At 71.5% G+C, this 16,551-nt stretch carries 15 protein-coding genes; 5 read left to right on the plus strand and 10 right to left on the minus strand.

All coding sequences use genetic code 11. The annotated features are described in order from the left end of the window. Nucleotides 1-39: 39 nt before the first annotated feature. The 3 genes from ACQEU8_RS31270 to clpS form a co-directional block, all read right to left on the minus strand. Nucleotides 40-1,560 (minus strand): amino acid permease, encoded by a 1,521-nt coding sequence (locus ACQEU8_RS31270; protein WP_433107041.1) that lies wholly within the window; start codon nucleotides 1,558-1,560, stop codon nucleotides 40-42. 310 nt (nucleotides 1,561-1,870) lie between these two features. After that, on the minus strand, nucleotides 1,871-2,590 hold the full coding sequence (locus ACQEU8_RS31275) for a DUF2017 domain-containing protein (protein ID WP_433107043.1): 720 nt from the start codon (nucleotides 2,588-2,590) through the stop codon (nucleotides 1,871-1,873). Continuing rightward, nucleotides 2,590-2,904 (minus strand): ATP-dependent Clp protease adapter ClpS, encoded by a 315-nt coding sequence (clpS, locus tag ACQEU8_RS31280; RefSeq protein ID WP_099881308.1) that lies wholly within the window; start codon nucleotides 2,902-2,904, stop codon nucleotides 2,590-2,592. Before clpS ends, ACQEU8_RS31275 begins: the two co-directional genes overlap by 1 nt. 216 nt (nucleotides 2,905-3,120) lie before the next feature. Here clpS and ACQEU8_RS31285 point away from each other — a divergent pair, with 216 nt between their 5' ends. Both ACQEU8_RS31285 and ACQEU8_RS31290 read left to right on the plus strand, forming a co-directional pair. Further along, the gene (locus ACQEU8_RS31285) at nucleotides 3,121-4,440 is read left to right on the plus strand and encodes a nicotinate phosphoribosyltransferase (protein ID WP_433108856.1); all 1,320 of its coding nucleotides are present in this window, start codon (nucleotides 3,121-3,123) and stop codon (nucleotides 4,438-4,440) included. 199 nt (nucleotides 4,441-4,639) lie between these two features. Next, nucleotides 4,640-5,233, plus strand: a complete 594-nt coding sequence (locus tag ACQEU8_RS31290) for an isochorismatase family protein (RefSeq protein ID WP_433107045.1) — start codon at nucleotides 4,640-4,642, stop codon at nucleotides 5,231-5,233. Nucleotides 5,234-5,435: 202 nt separating this feature from the next. Here ACQEU8_RS31290 and ACQEU8_RS31295 read toward each other — a convergent pair whose 3' ends face one another. Continuing rightward, entirely contained in the window at nucleotides 5,436-5,702 is a 267-nt protein-coding gene (locus tag ACQEU8_RS31295) for a hypothetical protein (protein ID WP_433108858.1), read from the minus strand. 919 nt (nucleotides 5,703-6,621) lie between these two features. On the opposite strand from ACQEU8_RS31295, the gene ACQEU8_RS31300 reads away from it, so the two are divergent. Then, the gene (locus ACQEU8_RS31300) at nucleotides 6,622-6,945 is read left to right on the plus strand and encodes a hypothetical protein (protein WP_433107047.1); all 324 of its coding nucleotides are present in this window, start codon (nucleotides 6,622-6,624) and stop codon (nucleotides 6,943-6,945) included. A 103-nt stretch (nucleotides 6,946-7,048) separates the two neighbouring features. On the opposite strand, the gene ACQEU8_RS31305 is transcribed toward ACQEU8_RS31300, so the two are convergent. Together ACQEU8_RS31305 and ACQEU8_RS31310 are read right to left on the minus strand one after the other, a co-directional pair. Continuing rightward, the gene (locus ACQEU8_RS31305; protein ID WP_433107049.1) at nucleotides 7,049-7,777 is read right to left on the minus strand and encodes an RDD family protein; all 729 of its coding nucleotides are present in this window, start codon (nucleotides 7,775-7,777) and stop codon (nucleotides 7,049-7,051) included. A 149-nt stretch (nucleotides 7,778-7,926) separates the two neighbouring features. Continuing rightward, nucleotides 7,927-9,948, minus strand: coding sequence for an RDD family protein (locus tag ACQEU8_RS31310; RefSeq protein ID WP_433107051.1), 2,022 nt, complete (start codon nucleotides 9,946-9,948; stop codon nucleotides 7,927-7,929). Nucleotides 9,949-10,326: 378 nt separating this feature from the next. Here ACQEU8_RS31310 and ACQEU8_RS31315 point away from each other — a divergent pair, with 378 nt between their 5' ends. Beyond that, entirely contained in the window at nucleotides 10,327-10,737 is a 411-nt protein-coding gene (locus ACQEU8_RS31315; RefSeq protein ID WP_433107053.1) for an SsgA family sporulation/cell division regulator, read from the plus strand. A 143-nt stretch (nucleotides 10,738-10,880) separates the two neighbouring features. On the opposite strand, the gene ACQEU8_RS31320 is transcribed toward ACQEU8_RS31315, so the two are convergent. Next, nucleotides 10,881-12,248, minus strand: coding sequence for an FAD-binding oxidoreductase (locus tag ACQEU8_RS31320; RefSeq protein WP_433107055.1), 1,368 nt, complete (start codon nucleotides 12,246-12,248; stop codon nucleotides 10,881-10,883). A 765-nt stretch (nucleotides 12,249-13,013) separates the two neighbouring features. Beyond that, nucleotides 13,014-14,162: a 4-hydroxyphenylpyruvate dioxygenase gene (hppD, locus tag ACQEU8_RS31325; RefSeq protein ID WP_433107057.1), complete on the minus strand. Its 1,149-nt coding sequence runs from the start codon at nucleotides 14,160-14,162 to the stop codon at nucleotides 13,014-13,016. Between the two features lie 150 nt (nucleotides 14,163-14,312). Between hppD and ACQEU8_RS31330 the strand changes: the two genes are divergently transcribed. Beyond that, the gene (locus ACQEU8_RS31330; protein ID WP_433107059.1) at nucleotides 14,313-14,795 is read left to right on the plus strand and encodes an Lrp/AsnC family transcriptional regulator; all 483 of its coding nucleotides are present in this window, start codon (nucleotides 14,313-14,315) and stop codon (nucleotides 14,793-14,795) included. 18 nt (nucleotides 14,796-14,813) lie between these two features. On the opposite strand, the gene ACQEU8_RS31335 is transcribed toward ACQEU8_RS31330, so the two are convergent. Further along, entirely contained in the window at nucleotides 14,814-15,638 is an 825-nt protein-coding gene (locus ACQEU8_RS31335; protein WP_433107061.1) for a S16 family serine protease, read from the minus strand. A gap of 111 nt (nucleotides 15,639-15,749) precedes the next feature. Then, the gene (locus ACQEU8_RS31340; protein WP_433107063.1) at nucleotides 15,750-16,394 is read right to left on the minus strand and encodes an IclR family transcriptional regulator; all 645 of its coding nucleotides are present in this window, start codon (nucleotides 16,392-16,394) and stop codon (nucleotides 15,750-15,752) included. Nucleotides 16,395-16,551: the final 157 nt, after the last annotated feature.

Consider the following 16,551-nt stretch of genomic DNA (forward strand, 5'->3'; position numbering starts at 1 on the left):
CGGCTTTCCGGACCCCCGGTCCTGGCGCCGGTGGCGGCCTCAGTCCTGGCCGGTGGCGGCCTCGGGCTCGAGCTTGCCGGCGCTCGCGGTCACCGGCGCCCCGATCGCGGGCAGCGAGGAGCGGTGCGCGTGCGCGGCCCGACGGGCGTGCAGCAGCCAGTACGCGCCCAGCAGCACGGCCCAGCCGGCGCCGACGTACAGCGAGATCCGCGCCGTGTCGTCGAGTGCCACGATCACCAGCACCATGGTGAGGAAGAGCAGCGCGACCCAGGTGAAGACGCTGCCGCCCGGCGCGGGGAACGAGGACTTCGGCAGCCGTCCCGCCACGACGGCGCGCCGGTACATCAGGTGGCTGACGAGGATCATCATCCAGGTCCAGATGCCGCACGCGGTGGCGACGGAGGTCACGTAGGCGAACGCCTTCTCCGGCACGACGTAGTTGAGCACCACACCGATGCCCATGAGCAGCACCGAGACGGAGATGCCGGCGGCGGGGGACTGCCGCTTGTTCAGGCGCTCGAAGTAGCCGGGGGCCTCCTTGTTCTCCGCCAGGTCACGCAGCATGCGGCCGGTGGAGTACATCCCGGAGTTGCAGGAGGAGAGCGCGGCGGTCAGCACGACGAAGTTGACGATGCCGGCACCGAGCGGAATGCCGATCTTGCCGAACGCGGCCACGAAGGGGCTGACGCCGTCGGCGAACTCCGTCCACTTGACCACGGACAGGATCACGACGAGCGAGCCGACGTAGAAGATGATGATGCGCCACGGCAGCGTGTTGATCGCCTTGGGCAGCGTCTTCTCCGGGTCCTGGCTCTCACCCGCGGTGATACCGACGAGTTCCACCGCGATGTAGGCGAACATCACGCCCTGCAGCGTCATCAGGCTGGAGCCGATGCCGGTCGGGAAGAAGCCGTCGTGGGCCCACAGGTTGCTGACGGCCGCGGTGTCACCGGCCTGCGAGAAGCCCAGGGTGAGCACGCCGAGACCGATCACGATCATGCCGATGATCGCGGTGACCTTGATCATCGAGAACCAGAACTCGACCTCGCCGAAGACCTTCACCGAGATCAGGTTCACCCCGAACAGCACCACCAGGAAGACCAGCGCGCTGACCCACTGCGGGATGTCCGGGAACCAGTAGTGGATGTAGATCGCCGCCGCGGTGAGCTCGGCCATGCCGGTCACGACCCACAGCAGCCAGTAGGTCCAGCCCGTCACAAAGCCGAAGAACGGCCCCAGGAACTCCCGCGCGTACTCCGCGAAACTGCCGGAGACCGGGCGGTACATCAGCAGCTCGCCGAGCGCCCGCATGATGAAGAAGATGACGACGCCCGCCAGGGCGTACATCAGGATGATGCTGGGGCCGGCCTTGGCGATGTTCGCCCCGGCTCCCATGAACAGGCCGACACCGATGGCACCGCCGATGGCGATCATCTGGACCTGGCGGCTGCCCAGCCCTCGCTGGTAGCCCTCGTCGGAAGGCCCGGCCGCGCCGCTGCTTCCGCCCGTGCTTGCGGATGCGGGTTTCCCCCTGCCGTCCGCGACCTGCTCGGAGGTCATGTGGTGCGCCTTTCTCCATTCCGATCCGGCCTTCCCGGATCGGGTCCCGATCCCCCCGGTGGAGTTGTGCGTGCCGACGATCGGCCGGCGGTGCACCGCTGTGCGGGCATGGGTGTTGCCCGCGGTCAGCGGATCCGTGCAGGTGTACCACGGAGGGATGTCCTCAACGCGTGACCCGACTCACAGACAGAAAGGGCAGAGAAGGACATCACGCCCGGAAGATTCCGGACGTGATGTGTTCGTTAAGAGGATTTTGCTCTCCGATTACCGAACAAATGCACAAGCGTTGATCACTCGTCACCCGCGTATGTCACGGCAGCAGCGTCTCGACCAAGGTCTCCTGGAGTCCGCCCAGCCACAGATAGGCCATGACCATGGGCTTGCGTTCGTCGGAGTCGGGCAGCTGGTACAGCTCGTCGTCGCTGTCGTCGCTCACCTCGAGGCGGGTGCCGATGGCCAGCCGCAGATCGTTGAGGGCGCCCAGCCACTGCTTGGACTGCTCAGGGGAGAGGGTGAGCACGGCTCCCCGCTCCCCCGGCGTCAGCGAATCCAGCGCGCGCACCACGGCAAGCCCGTCCTCCCGCTTGCGGGCCCGCAGATCGTTCTCCGTATAGCGGCGGAACTCGGCGGATGCCGCCCGGTCCTGCTTAGCCCGCGCGGCCTCGTCGCTGTCCGGGGCCAAGTCCTCGGGGGGCGCGGCCTCAGGGCCCGGGCCGTAGGCGTCCGGGAAGAGCCGGGCCAGCGCCGGGTCGGCGGGCGGCTCGCTGGGGCCGTCGGCGAACGGCGGCCAGGAGACGGCCTCGATACCCGCCAGCTCGTCCTCCAGGCTCCCGCCCTCACCCTTGGCGGCGCCCTCGCCCGGTGCGCCGGGCTCCGCTTCCTGCGGCGGGCGCGGCTGGTCGGCGGGCTCGCTGCCGGGGCCGATCAGCTCCAGCAACTGCACCACCAGGCTGCGCAGGATCGAGATCTCCACCTCGTCCAGCGCGATGGCGGCGCCACCGTCCTCGGTCGGCTCGAAGTGCCCTGCCATCAGCGGTCCTGGGTGAGCGTGGCCCACAGACCGTAGCTGTGCATGGCCTGCACGTCGCGCTCCATCTCCTCGCGGGTACCGCTGGAGACGATGGCGCGCCCCTTGTGGTGGACGTCGAGCATCAGCTTCTTCGCCTTCTCCTTCGAATAGCCGAAGTACGCCTGGAACACGTACGTCACATAGCTCATGAGGTTGACCGGGTCGTTGTGCACCACGGTCACCCAGGGCACATCCGGCTCGGGAACCTCGACAGGTTCCTCGGTGGTCTCCGGGCGCTCGATCTCCGTTGGGGTGGCGACACTCACAGGTCCCATGCTGCCACCCTGCGCCCGGGGCCGCCCAAACAGCACCCCCGGTCACCGTATATCGTCAAGCTGACGAGATCCGGGGTACGCTCGCAAATGAGCGACCCGAACACACGAGGTGAGGCAGCAGTGCTGGATTCCCCCACAGGGCAGCCCCCGCAAGACTCCCGGCAGGCGGAAGACCACCGGCAGGCCATGGAAGCGCGGCAGGAACACGCCCGGCGGATGGAGACGGGACTACCGGTGGCCGTTCCCTCCACGGCGCTGTTCACCGACCAGTACGAGCTGACCATGCTGCAGGCCGCGCTGCGCGCCGGGACGGCCGAGCGGCGCTCCGTCTTCGAGGTCTTCACCCGCCGGCTCCCCGAGGGCCGCCGCTACGGCGTCGTCGCGGGCACCGGGCGGGTGTTGGACGCGGTGGAGAACTTCCGCTTCGACGACCAGCTGCTCGACTTCCTGCGCGAGACCCGGGTGGTGGACGAGCCGACCCTCCGGTGGCTGGCCGACTACCGCTTCCAGGGCGACATCCTCGGCTACCCGGAAGGCGAGGTCTACTTTCCCGGCTCGCCCATCCTGCGGGTGGAGGGGACGTTCGCCGAGTGCGTGCTGCTGGAGACGGTGATCCTCTCCATCCTCAACCACGACTCGGCGGTGGCGGCCGCCGCCTCCCGGATGGCCGTCGCCGCCGCGGGCCGGCCGCTGATCGAGATGGGCGCCCGGCGCACCCACGAGCTCGGCGCCGTCGCCGCGGCCCGCGCCGCCTATGTGGGCGGCTTCGACACGACCTCCGACCTGGCCGCCGGGTTCCGCTACGGCATCCCCACCGTGGGCACCAGCGCCCACGCCTTCACCCTGCTGCACGACACCGAGCGGGACGCGTTCACCGCGCAGGTCGAGTCGCTGGGCAGCGGTACGACGCTGCTGGTGGACACCTACGACGTGGCCGAGGCGGTCCGTACGGCGGTGGAGATCGCGGGCCCCGAGCTGGGCGCCGTGCGCATCGACTCCGGTGACCTGCTGCTGGTGGCCCACCGGGTACGCCAGCAGCTGGACGAGCTGGGCGCCGACCGGACCCGGATCGTGGTCACCAGCGACCTGGACGAGTACGCCATCGCCTCGCTGGCCGCCGCCCCCGTGGACGCGTACGGCGTCGGCACCCAGCTGGTTACCGGCAGCGGCCACCCGACCTGCTCGATGGTCTACAAGCTGGTGGCCCGCGCCGACTCCGAGGGGCCCGGTGCCCCGCTGCGCGCGGTGGCCAAGCGCTCGACGGGCGGCAAGACCTCCATCGGCGGCGCTAAGTGGGCGGCCCGCCCGGTGGACGCGGAGGGCGTGGCCGAGACCGAAGTGGTGGGCACCGGTGACGTGCCGCCCGAGCTGGCGGACCGCATGCTCCAGGTGCGGCTGATCGATCGGGGCACCGTCGTCGGCCGCGAGCCCTTGGACGCCGCCCGCGAACGCCACCGCGCCGCCCGGGCCCGGCTCCCGATGTCCGCGACCCAGCTCTCCCGCGGAGAGCCGGTGCTGCCGGTCGAGCATGTGTAACCCCCGGTACGGGCAGCGGCCGCCTACCGGCGTCCATGCACTGCCGCGGGACCCCTTGAGTGTCTAGGCTCGGAGGTGTCGGGCGGCGGCTCCTGGACACAGGGGATGTGCGACGTCCGGCACCTGCTGAAGACTCATGGCGGCCGTCGGCCACGGTCCGTCCCCATCCAGCCGACCCACCAGCCGAAGGGTGTGCACCATGCACCGGGCACTGATCGTCGTGGACGTGCAGAACGACTTCTGCGAAGGCGGCAGCCTCGCCGTCGCGGGCGGCGCCGACGTCGCGGCCGCCATCACCGACCTGGTCGGGGACGCCTCCGCCGGATACCGCCATGTCGTCGCGACCCGGGACACGCACATCGATCCGGGCGACCACTTTTCCGCCGACCCGGACTTCCAGCGCTCCTGGCCGCCGCACTGCGTGGCGGGCACCGAGGGGGTGGGCTTCCACCCCAACTTCACCCCCGCCGTCGCCTCGGGCTCCATCGAGGCGGTCTTCGACAAGGGCGCCTACACCGCCGCCTACAGCGGGTTCGAGGGCGCCGACGAGAACGGCGTCGCGCTGGCGGACTGGCTGCGCGAGCGGGATGTGACCGAGGTGGACATCGTCGGCATCGCGACGGATCACTGTGTGCGGGAGACCGCTTTGGACTCCGCGCGGGAGGGGTTCCGTACGCAGGTGCTGCTGGATTTGACCGCGGGGGTCTCCGAGGAGACGGTCCAGCGGGCGTTGGATGAGCTTCGCGATGCGGGGGTCGAGTTGATCGGTAAGCCGGTGGTTGCCTCCGCGTAGCGCTCCGCGCGGGGAGGGCGGACTCTGGGCGGGGGCCTCGCGCCGGTGCCGGCTGCGGGTGCCGCTGTCCGCGCGGGAGGGCGGACTCCGGGCGGGGGGCCTCGCGCCGCTGCCGACTGCGGGTTCGTTGTGGCTTGTCGCGCAGTTCCCCGCGCCCCTTCGGGGCGCCAAATGCCGGGGCGCCTGTTCGGGCGCCCCGGGGTTAGGCGGGGGTGACTCTCAGTAGGGCGGCGATGGGGCGCCAGGAGTTGCGGTCGTCGTCGGGGACGGCGCGCCAGACGAGGCCCTCGGGGTGGTGGAGGACCGCGGTGACCTCGTCCGCGGTGGGCGGCTCGGTGTTGCCGCGCAGATAGATCGCACGCAGTCCCAGGTTCCGCAGCCTGGTCAGGGCACGGGCCCGGTTGCCCGCGTGCACCAGCACCCGGACCCGTTGCTCCTCGCACGGTCTGCGTACCGTCGCCTCACGCACCGTGTGCGGTTCGTCCGCGAACGCCGACCAGCGCCGTGCGGCCGGCACCAGCCCGGCCCGGCGGGAGCCGGTCCCGCTCCTGCTCCGGGCACCCGGGGCAGCGGCGTCGGCGGCGCCACCGGCCGCGGCGCCGTGCGGCTCGCGTGGCACCGGAAGCGTCAGCGCGACGATCACGCTGCCGTCCGGAAGCCTGACGAATCCGCCTCCTGACATGATCACCATCTCCCCCGTGAGACTCGTTCGGGTCGGTCGATACGGGGCCGCCATGAGGCAGCCCCACCGTGCATCTAAACGCGATCGAGCGCCGATCGCCAGGGGGTAACGGATGATCATGTTTTGACCTGCAACGATGCAAACAAATTCATACCTGGGTTGCACAGCCGTCGATCACCAGTACCCAGGGACCCGTTTGTGGATCTTCACGCCTTCTTCACAGTGCGTAGCCGCGCCCCTCCTGTGCCCGTTTTGACCCTATTTACCCTGCTCATCCTCGGTCGTTGAAGCCGCTACCACTTTTCACGTCGCCATTGGCTGTACCGGTGGCAACCCTGAAACCCGCTGCGGCCGGTTGCGGAAGCGGAATCTCCAACTCCCCATCAGATAGCGGGTGCGAACATCGGTGCGGGGCGCGTGTGCCGCTTGTGGGCCACCGTTGCGCCCGGCGCCGGACGCGAGCCTCGCGCGACTCGCACAAGACCCCGCTGCTGTCCGCTAGTTGGGACAGCCGGAGCCATGTGCGTCAGTGCGCCCCCCGTGCAACTAAGGCGTGGGTCACCTCACGCTTGCCGTGCTTTCCGCCAGGGCATGCCGGACCGTAGAGTCGTTCGATGGCGCCCCGTTTGTACCGAGGCAACGCGTAGCGCACAACGACCTGTTCACACGTTCAGACCGTGCCCACACCCCCGAGGACGGTTCCGCCATGCCGCGTCCGAACCCCGCCCAACTCGCCTACGGCTCGGCCACCGTCATGTGCTCCACGCTCGCCATGCTGCTGCTCTCCGAGACACGTTCAGGCGTCTGGATCGCCGTGATCGCGTTCGCGGCCCTCGCACTTGGCCTGCTGGTGGCACTGACGGCCCCCTCCGCCAAGCCAACTCCCCAGCGCCGGAAGGCTGTCGGCCCTGCCGCCGCTGCGGGCCCGTACTCCGCCGCCGACCGGCCCGACCCCGTTCCCGCCGCCCAGCACGCGGCGGCCGCGGCCCCCGCGCCCGCGGCAACGGCGGGCCTGGGGGCCCGCCACTGAGCAAACAGCGCACGATCCTGGCCCGTCCCCCGGCGACCTCGCCGGGGGACGCCTTTGCTCATGCCCGCGGCCCCGGGCCGGTTGGCCGGTCGACTCGCGTCCGTCAGTCCGCCGCGACCACCACCGTGCGTGCCGCCTTGTCGTGCAAACACTGCTGATACGGCTTGTCCCAGGTGCAGAAGAGCACGTTCACCAGCCAGAACAGCGAGCCAACGCACGGCACCAGCGGTGGAATCTGGTAGACGGCCGCCCGCAGCCAGCCGGGCGCGCCCGCCGGTACCGCACCGTTCTGCAATATGGCCACCCGGATGCGCATCAGCTTCTTGCCAACCGTCTGGCCCGAGTTGGTCAGCATCAGGCCCTCATAGAGGAAATAGACGACGGTGTAGCCGAGCTGAGGCCAGTAGCTGATCCCCGTATCGGTCGAATAGCCCCCCTCGACCACCCCCGCGATGATGCCGATCGGAATGGCGATCAGCAGCGCGTCGATGATGCGGGCCAGCAGCCGTTTGCCGCGGGACGCCAACGGCGCCATCCCCGCGAGGGGGTCGGCGGCGCCCTCCGGACCGCCGTAGGGGTTGTCGTACGGGCTCCCGCCGCCCGGACTGCCGCCGAAGCCGCCGCCCGGCCCGCCGCTCGCGGGAGGTGGCGGGGGATTGCCGTACGGCATGCCAGGACCGCCCGGCGGCGGAGACTCCCGGCCGGGCGGCTCCTGATCGGAAGGCTCCTGGCCGGGTGCCTGCCCGCTCGCCGCAGGGTTTTCGGGCCCCTGCGGCGGCTGCTGCGGCTCCTGCTTCCGGAACGGATCGTTCTCCGGCTGCTCCGTGCTCATGGCCCGAGTGCACAGCCCCCGGGCGCCCGCCGCATCCGGGGCGGGCTGTTCGGGGTACGTGCGCGCGGGGCCCGGCACTCCTTCGGGGCACCCCCGGCCGCCCCCGGCCGTACCAGGACGATCACACCCGGGTCGTCACGCCCCGGGTGTCACAGCCTCAGTTCGCCGTCTCCCGCGCTGCCCTTGGCGACGAACGTGCCGGCCACCTTGTCGTGCCAGCACTGCCGCCAGGGGCGGTCGAACAGGCACCACACGACATTGACCAGTCCGATCACCAGCAGCCCCAGCACGCCGTGCACCAGCCAGCGCAGTACGGACTTGCCGAAGGCGGGCTTCCCGTAGCCCTCGATGTTCACCACCGAGAGCCCGAACAGCTTCTTGCCGAGCGTGCGGCCCCAACGGGCGGTCGGCAGCACCTCGTAGAGCAGCCCGAAGACGAGCAGCACACCAACGACCAGCGCCAGATAGCTGCCCGTGGTGCCGTCGATCAGCCATACCCGCTGGGTCACGCCCGCCTGCTTGACCGCCTCCACCTTGGCGTCGATGTGGTCCACCGTCTTGCTCACGAACGGGAACGCCGCGGCCGCGCCCACGCCGAGGGTGAGGACGAGGTCGACGAGCCGCGCGCCGAACCGCTTGCCCAGCGCTCCTGGCCGCGCCTCCTGCCGTGCGGCCCGCGCGAACGGGTCGTCGGCGGGCGGCCGCCAGGGGGTGACGGCGTCCGGACCGCCGGACGGCGGCTGTGCGGGCAGCCCCGCGGGCTGCGTCCAGGAGGGGCCGGCCGGCCCCGTGCCGCCCGGCTGTGTTGCCGGCAGCGCAGCCGCCTGGTCCTGCCCCGGCAGCCGTCCGGGCACCGCGGGCGACCCCTGCTGCGCCGGCAGCCCGGCCGGTGTCGTTCCGAGCGCCGCCTGACCCGGCCGGTCGGCAGCAGCCCCGGGCGCCAACTGCCCGGCCCCCGCCGCACCGGCGGATGCCCCGGAGAGGCCGGCTGCGCCTGCTCCCTGCCCGGAACGGTCCGGCGCCGTGCTCTGCCCCGCACCGGCGGCCGGGCGGGAAACCTGCGGCCCGGACGCCGCACCTGCGGTGCCCGCCGCCGCTGCGGCTCCGCCCGGAACCCCGGACGCGGCCTGGCCGGAACCTGCGTTCCCACCCGACGCCTGCTGGCCGGACGCCGCGCCCGGGGAGCCAGTCTGCGCGGCTCCGCCCGGCACGGCGGGGCCCTGCGCGGGGCCGGCGGACGCCTGGCCGGGGACGCGGGGAGCGGACGCCGCATCCGTACCTGCGGCCCCGGCGGAAACGCCCGGAGGCGCGCCCTGCCCCCCGCTGCCGGACGCCTGGCCGGGGGGCCGCTGGGTGGACGTCGGCTCAGCGGGCGCGTCCGTACCCGCGGCCCCGGCGGAAACGCCCGGGGCCGTGCCCTGTGCCCCGCGGCCGGACGCTTGGCCGGGGACACGCTGGGTGGCCTGGGTGTGGCCCGGGCCCTGTTCGGGGTTGCTGGGTGCGGTGGGGCTCGGGTCGGTGCCCGAGGCCTGGCCCGGGACCCGTGGGGTGGCAGCCGCGCCGGGGGTGCTCTCCGGTGCGGGGGACGACTGGGAGGGAATGTCCGCCTGCGGGGGCCGGTCGCCGGTGCGAAGGACCTCGGAGCGGCGCAGGCCGACCGTCTTCTCGCGGCCGCCACGGTCGGTGAGTTCGCCACCGCCGGCGGGTGCGGAATCCGGTCCGCTCGCGCCGGTCGGGCCTGCGGGCTCCCGGTCCGTACGTCCTGAGGTGCGGCCCTCGTTGCCCCAGTCGCCCCGGGGGTCGGCCGCGGGCGGCCCGAATCCGCCCTGCGGCGACGCGGACGGCTGCCAGTTCGAGGTGGGTTCCGGGCCCGGTACCGACTGCTGGAGGCCCCGGGCGCGGCGTTCGTCGCCGTCCTCGTCGAGGAAGACGGGGCCCGTCTCGTCCGAGGAGGTGCGCCGCGGGCTCGGCGGTCCCGCGGGGCCCTCCTGGTCGGCGGTGGCGGGAGGCGCGGGAGCCGTGGCGGGCGAGGACGCCACAGGCGGCGGCGCGGGCATGGGTTCACCCTCCCGGGGCTCCGGGCGGCTGGTGCCGGGCACCCAGGACGAACCGTTCCAGTAGCGGATGTATCCGGGGATGGACGGATCCGGATAGTACCCGGCACGGGGCACCTCACCATGAGTACCGGAGGGTCCCACAACCCCCAACTCCCCTCACGCACGACGCTCTTGACCAGGCCACGACTGCGTGGCCGCACGGCCCGCCGCTCGCAGTGCGGCGGGATCCTCCACCTGTCCGAGAAGGACGGTAAGGAGGACAGTAACGAAGAAGAGCGCGCGGCGAGGAAGCAGACGGCTGGTAAGACCGCCTTCGAGCGACCCGGGGCGCCCCGCCGCCCCCGGGCACCCGGCGAACAAATCCTCGGGACGCCGGGCGAAAAACTCCGCGAACCCGTGTAAGAAACCGCGCCCGGCGGCCTCTTCCCCGGTACGGGTCTCACACAGCGACCCGTACCGGGGAACAGGGGATCAGCGGAAAGGGCGCACCGTATGCACACCGTGATCGAACGCGAAGTGGAGATGAGGCTCGTTCTCGCACCGGAGCGCAGCGTTGCCGTACCGGCACGGCTCAGCTACCGGACGGACGACCCGTATGCCGTCCATATGTCCTTCCACATCTACTCCGAGACGCCCGTCCACTGGACGTTCGCCCGCGAGCTGCTGATGGCGGGTGTGGCGCAGCCGTGCGGGGACGGCGACGTGCGGGTGTGGCCGACGTGCGTGGGCGGGCGGAACGTGCTGTGCCTGGCGCTCAGCTCGCCGAACGGCGACGCGCTGCTGGAGGCGCCCTCCCATGTGGTGGCGGCCTGGCTGGAGCGGACCCTGCGGGAGGTGCCGCCGGGCAGCGAACGGGAAGCGCTGGGGCTGGACGCGCAGTTGAGCGAGCTGCTGGAACAGTGACGCGGTGACGGGAGCCCGCACCGCCCGCGCTGCGGCACCCGGCACGGTGTGCGGCGGACCGACCGGTCAGTCGGTGTGCTGGGTGGGCTTGGCCGGCGTACCGACCACCCGGTCGGTACGCCGGTCGACCCACCGGCCGGCCCTCAGAAGAGCTTTCCCGGGTTGAGGATCCCGTGCGGGTCGAAGGCGGCTTTGACGGCACGGTGGAGTTCGAGGCCGACCTCGCCCAACTCCTCCGCCAGCCAGTCCTTCTTCAGCACGCCGACGCCGTGCTCACCGGTGATCGTCCCGCCCAGCATCAGGCCCAACTCCATGATCTCGTCGAAGGACTTGCGGGCCCGGCTCGCCTCGTCCTCGTCGGCGGCGTCGAAGCACACCGTCGGATGGGTGTTCCCGTCGCCCGCGTGGGCGCAGACGCCGATGGTCAGCCCGTACCGCTCGGCGATCTCGGCCGTTCCCGTCAGCATGTCGGCCAGCCGGCTGCGCGGTACGCACACGTCATCGATCATCGTGGTGCCCTTGACCGCTTCCAGCGCCGTCAGTGCGGCGCGCCGCCCCTGGAGCAGCAGTTCGGACTCGGCGGCGTCCTCGGCGGGTACCACCTCGCTCGCGCCCGCCGCCGTGCACAGTTCACCCACCGCCCGCAGCTGCGGCGCGGGGTCGGGGGTGTCGAACGCCGCGAGCAGCAGCGCCTCGGTGGTCTCGGGGAGGCCCATCTTCGTCATCTCGTTGACGGCGCGGAGCGTGGTGCGGTCCATCAGCTCCAGCAGCGCGGGCGTATGACCCGCCTCCATGATCCGGCACACCGCGTCGCAGGCCGCGGCCGCCGACGGGAACTCGGCGGCCAGAGCGAGCTGTTGCGGCGGCTGGGCGCGGAGCGCGAGGGTGGCACGTACGACGATGCCCAGGCTGCCCTCCGAGCCGACGAACAGGCGGGTGAGGTCGTAGCCCGCGACGCCCTTGGCCGTACGGCGGCCGGTGGTCAGCAGCCGCCCGTCGGCCAGTACGACGTCCAGGCCGAGCACGTACTCCGCGGTGACGCCGTACTTCACGCAGCACAGACCGCCGGAACCGGTGCCGATGTTGCCGCCGATGGTGCACATCTCCCAACTGGAGGGATCCGGCGGGTAGCTCAACCCGTGCTCGGCCACGGCCCGGGAGAGCCGCGCGTTGATGACGCCCGGCTCCACCACGGCGATCCGGTCGACGGGGTTGATCTCCAGGATGCGGTCCATGCGGGTGAGGGAGAGCAGCACGCAGCCGTCCGTCGCGTTGGCCGCGCCGGACAGCCCGGTGCGGGCGCCCTGCGGGACGACGGGGGTCCGCAGGGCGTTCGCCGTACGCATCGTGTGCTGGACCTGCTCCACATTGCGGGGTACGACGACGGCGGCCGGCGCGCCTGCGGGGCAGAAGCTGGCCATGTCGGTGGCGTACGACCGGAGTACGGCCGGGTCCGTCAGCACCGCGTCCGCGGGTAGCCCCTCGCGGAGCCGCGCGATGAGCTCACTCATCCCTCCACCCTGGCACCCCCTTTCTTCGCGGGGAAGCCCCGCGGGCCCCGTCGCTTGTGTGGCTCAGGGTGGGCGGGGGTTGGGGATGGCCTGGGGTGGGTGGGGGGTTGGTGGCCACGCTGGGATGAGTGGGCGTTGGCAGTGGCGTGGGTGAGTCGGGGTTGGGGCGGCTCGGGTGGGTGGGGGTGGGGGTGGTGGCGGTGTGGGGTGGGTGGGGGTTGGCGGTGGCGTGGATGGGTGAGGGCTGGTGGTGGCGTGGGTGGGTGGGGGTTGGGGGGCGGCTCCCCCCACCTGCCGCCGGGCCGGCTGGCTTGTGGGGGCACGCCCCCTTGCGTTTTCGGCTGCCGCCGACAGGTCGTGTCGGGGGGCTCCGCCCCCCAACGGCCCCCCGCTAGGTGGGCTTCGCCCCCCTAGGACCCCCCTTCCGCAACACCGCCACCTATTGACGTAAGAGCCGTCCGCTTCAGGGCTGAGGCCCTTTGTCTGCCCGTGGCGCCCATATCTGGGGTGGATGACAGCGCCCATGCTCCAACCCCAGATATGGGCGCCACCCGCACCGAATAGTCCTGGAGCGGGTGCGGGGGACAAATTGTCCAGACGGCGGCATGGGGTCGGGGGGGCTCCTAGGGGGGCGGAGCCCCCGTAGCGGGGGGCAGTTGGGGGGCGGAGCCGCCCCAACGCCTGTCCGGCGAGGACCGGGGGTTTGGGGGCAGCGCCCCCAACAGAGGGAAGGGCCCAAGGTTGGGCCCTCAAGCCCACCCCAGGTCAGAGGTTGCCGCGGAGGGCTTGCTCCCTCTCGATGGCTTCGAACAGCGCCTTGAAGTTGCCCTTACCGAACCCCATGGACCCATGCCGCTCGATGATCTCGAAAAAGACGGTCGGCCGATCCTGCACCGGCTTCGTAAAGATCTGCAGCAGATACCCGTCCTCGTCACGATCGACGAGAATCTTCAACTCACGCAGCGTCTCCACGGGCACCCGCGTCTCACCCGCCCACTCCCCCAACGTGTCGTAGTAGGAGTCCGGCGTGTCCAGGAACTGCACGCCCGCGGCCCGCATGCCCCGCACGGCGGAGACGATGTCGCCCGTGGCCAGCGCGATGTGCTGGACGCCGGCGCCGCCGTAGAACTCCAGGTACTCGTCGATCTGGGACTTCTTCTTGGCGACGGCGGGCTCGTTGATCGGGAACTTCACCTTGAGGGTGCCGTCGGCCACGACCTTCGACATCAGTGCCGAGTACTCGGTGGCGATGTCGTCGCCGACGAACTCCTTCATGTTCGTGAAGCCCATGACCTTGTTGTAGAACGCGACCCACTCGTCCATCCGGCCGAGTTCGACGTTGCCGACGCAGTGGTCGATCGCCTGGAAGAAGCGCCGCTCGGGGGGCTGGACGATCGGGTCCATGGCGACGAAGCCGGGCAGGTAGGGACCGTCGTACCCGGTGCGCTCCACAAGGGTGTGGCGGGTCTCGCCGTAGGTCGCGATGGCGGCCCGTACGACGATGCCGTGCTCGTCCTTGGTCTCGTACGGCTCCTCGATGCCGCGGGCGCCGTGTGCGACGGCGTACGCATAGGCGGCGCGGGCGTCCGGGACCTCGATGGCCAGGTCGATGACGCCGTCGCCGTGTGCGGCGACATGGTCGGCGAGGAAGCGGCCCCAGTCGGTGGTGGGCTGGATGACGGAGGTGAACACGAACCGCGCCGAGCCGGACTCCAGCACATAGCTGGCCGTCTCCCGGCTGCCGTTCTCCGGGCCGGCGTAGGCCACGGCACGCATGCCGAAGGCCGAGGAGTAGAAGTGCGCTGCCTGTTTGGCGTTGCCGACGGCGAAGACGACCGCGTCCATCCCCTTGACCGGGAAGGGGTCTGCCTGCCGTGCGGTCTGCGGGGTTGCCGCGTGTGTGGTCTCAGTCATATTTGCAGGGTCGCCCCGGACCACAAGGTGCGCAATAGTTTGCGTTTTCGCTGGGCAGTTTGTTCAGTGAAACCAGGCATCGGGCGGACGATATGCACAATCTGTGCAGCCTCTGCCCGCCCTACGCCGTCACTCACGGAGAGGCAAGTCATGGGCATTGACCGGCTGGACGGACGGCTGCTCGAACTGCTCGCGGAGGAGCCCCGGATCGGGGTGCTGGAGCTGTCCCGGCGGCTCGGTGTCGCCCGCGGTACGGCACAGGCGCGGCTGGACCGGCTCACCTCCGGCGGCGTCATCCGCGGCTTCGGCCCCCAGGTCGACCCTGCCGCGCTGGGCTACCCCGTCACCGCGTTCGCGACACTGGAGATCAAGCAGGGCCAGGGCCCGGACGTACGGGCCCATCTGGCGACGGTGCCCGAGGTGCTGGAGCTGCACACGACCACCGGCAGCGGCGACATGCTCTGCCGCTTGGTGGCCCGTTCCAACGCCGACCTCCAGCGGGTGATCGACCGGGTCGTCGGCATCGAGGGCATCGTCCGCGCCTCCACCGCCATCGTCATGGAGAACCCGGTGCCGCTGCGCATCGTGCCGCTCGTACGGCAGGCCGCCGAGGACAGCGGGGCCGCCGGGTGAGCGGCGGCCATCAGCCGCTCAGCAGCTGGGAACCTTGCCCTCCGTACGGATCTCCTTCAGCGCGTCCAGCGCGCCCTGCAACGAACCGACCGGCACCAGCCGCAGCCCGGAGGGCGACTCGGCACTCGCCACCCCGCACTGACTCCGGGGAAGAAGAAAATATGTGGCCCCGTCCCGGCGGGCCGCCTGCGTCTTGAGCGGGACACCGCCGACGGCCCCGACCTTGCCGTCCGCGTCGATGGTGCCGGTCCCGGCGACCGTGCGGCCGCCGGTCAGGCCCCGCCCCGTACCGTCGCCGTCCAGCTTGTCGATGATGCCGAGGGCGAAGAACAGCCCGGCGCTCGGGCCGCCGACGTCCCCCAGCCGCAGCCGTACGCGCACGTCGTTCGGCGAGCGGTGCAGCTGACGCAGGGCCGCGGTGACGGCCTTGTGCTGGGAGTCCTTCATCTCCTTGGTGATGCGCTTCTCGGCGTCCTCGGTGTCCCCGCCGCCCGGGTAGACGGCCTCGTGGGGCATCACGGCCCGGTCCTCGCGGAACCAGGAACGCACCACGTCGGGCAGCCGCACCGTGGCTTCGGGCCGGGTCGCGGCGATGGTGACGGACAGCAGCCGACCCTTGTCACTGCCCTGTGTCCTGGCGCCCTCGATGGCGATCACGGGCTTGCCGTCGCTGCGGCCGAGCACGTTCGCGGTCTCGCCGGGCTGGGCGAGCGAGAACGGCAGCGGGGCGAACAGCGCCACGGCGAGCAGCAGGACGACGGGCAGCGCGCAGAGCGCGAGCGTACGGCGGCGGGTACGGCGCGGCGCTTCGGCCTCTGCGGGGCTGGTGCTGGATGCGGACACCCCCGCAATCTATCGACCGCCTCGCGCGGCCGTACGAAGACCCCGGCTCCCGATCCCTCCGTACGGCCGTGCGGCGCAGTTTCAACACAGCAGCACAGTGCGCCGGTGACGTCACCGCAGCGCGTCGGCGACCTCGTTGGCGGCGCGGACCACGCGGTGGCCCACCTGTTCCGGCACCGTCTCGGCGAGCATCACCACGCCCACGCTGCCCTCGATCCCGCTCACGCCCAGCACCGGTGCCGCGGCACCGCTGGCGCCCGCCTCCAGTTCACCGTGGGTGAGCACGAAGCCGGCGCCGCGCTCGCTGTCGGGCCCGCGGCCGGCGAGTATCGCCCGGCCCGCCGCCCCCCGGTCGAGGGGATGCCGGAACCCTGTGCGGTAGGCGACGTGGTAGTCGGTCCAGCTCGGCTCGACCACCGCGACGGCCAGCGCCTCGGTGCCGTCGACCAGGGTGAGATGCGCGGTGGCGCCCACATCCTCGGCCAGCGAGCGCAGCGCGGGCAGCGCGGCCTCCCGTACCAGGGGGTGGACCTGCCGCCCCAGGCGCAGCACCCCGAGCCCGACCCGGGCCCGGCCGCCCAGGTCACGGCGGACGAGGGCGTGCTGCTCCAGGGTGGCCAGCAACCGGTAGACCACGGTCCGGTTGACGCCGAGCTTGTTGGACAACTCTGTGACGGTGAGGCCGTGATCGGTGTCGGCCAGCAATTTGAGGACTCGCAGCCCTCGGTCGAGTGTCTGAGAAGTCTCCGCGGTCACGGCGCCCCCTCCCTCGGGTGAGTGACGGCAGCCGCGGGTGGACGGAGTATTCGGATCGCCACGGGCCGTGTGTCCGGGAAACCTAGCGAGCAGCACCGCTGACCGGAAGAGCCTGTCCAGAATCCGGTCAAAACCTTTTCCGCCGCCCACGGCGCTC

The sequence above is a fragment of the Streptomyces sp. CA-250714 genome (assembly GCF_050936705.1).
Lineage (GTDB): Bacteria > Actinomycetota > Actinomycetes > Streptomycetales > Streptomycetaceae > Streptomyces.

Excerpts from the sequence above, each read along its gene's own strand:
- ACQEU8_RS31270 (WP_433107041.1), bottom strand. The coding sequence starts at position 1,560 with ATGACCTCCGAGCAGGTCGCGGACGGCAGGGGGAAACCCGCATCCGCA.
- ACQEU8_RS31275 (WP_433107043.1), bottom strand. The coding sequence starts at position 2,590 with ATGGCAGGGCACTTCGAGCCGACCGAGGACGGTGGCGCCGCCATCGCG.
- clpS (WP_099881308.1), bottom strand. The coding sequence starts at position 2,904 with ATGGGACCTGTGAGTGTCGCCACCCCAACGGAGATCGAGCGCCCGGAG.
- ACQEU8_RS31285 (WP_433108856.1), top strand. The coding sequence starts at position 3,121 with ATGGAGACGGGACTACCGGTGGCCGTTCCCTCCACGGCGCTGTTCACC.
- ACQEU8_RS31290 (WP_433107045.1), top strand. The coding sequence starts at position 4,640 with ATGCACCGGGCACTGATCGTCGTGGACGTGCAGAACGACTTCTGCGAA.
- ACQEU8_RS31300 (WP_433107047.1), top strand. The coding sequence starts at position 6,622 with ATGCCGCGTCCGAACCCCGCCCAACTCGCCTACGGCTCGGCCACCGTC.
- ACQEU8_RS31305 (WP_433107049.1), bottom strand. The coding sequence starts at position 7,777 with ATGAGCACGGAGCAGCCGGAGAACGATCCGTTCCGGAAGCAGGAGCCG.
- ACQEU8_RS31315 (WP_433107053.1), top strand. The coding sequence starts at position 10,327 with ATGCACACCGTGATCGAACGCGAAGTGGAGATGAGGCTCGTTCTCGCA.
- ACQEU8_RS31320 (WP_433107055.1), bottom strand. The coding sequence starts at position 12,248 with ATGAGTGAGCTCATCGCGCGGCTCCGCGAGGGGCTACCCGCGGACGCG.
- hppD (WP_433107057.1), bottom strand. The coding sequence starts at position 14,162 with ATGACTGAGACCACACACGCGGCAACCCCGCAGACCGCACGGCAGGCA.
- ACQEU8_RS31330 (WP_433107059.1), top strand. The coding sequence starts at position 14,313 with ATGGGCATTGACCGGCTGGACGGACGGCTGCTCGAACTGCTCGCGGAG.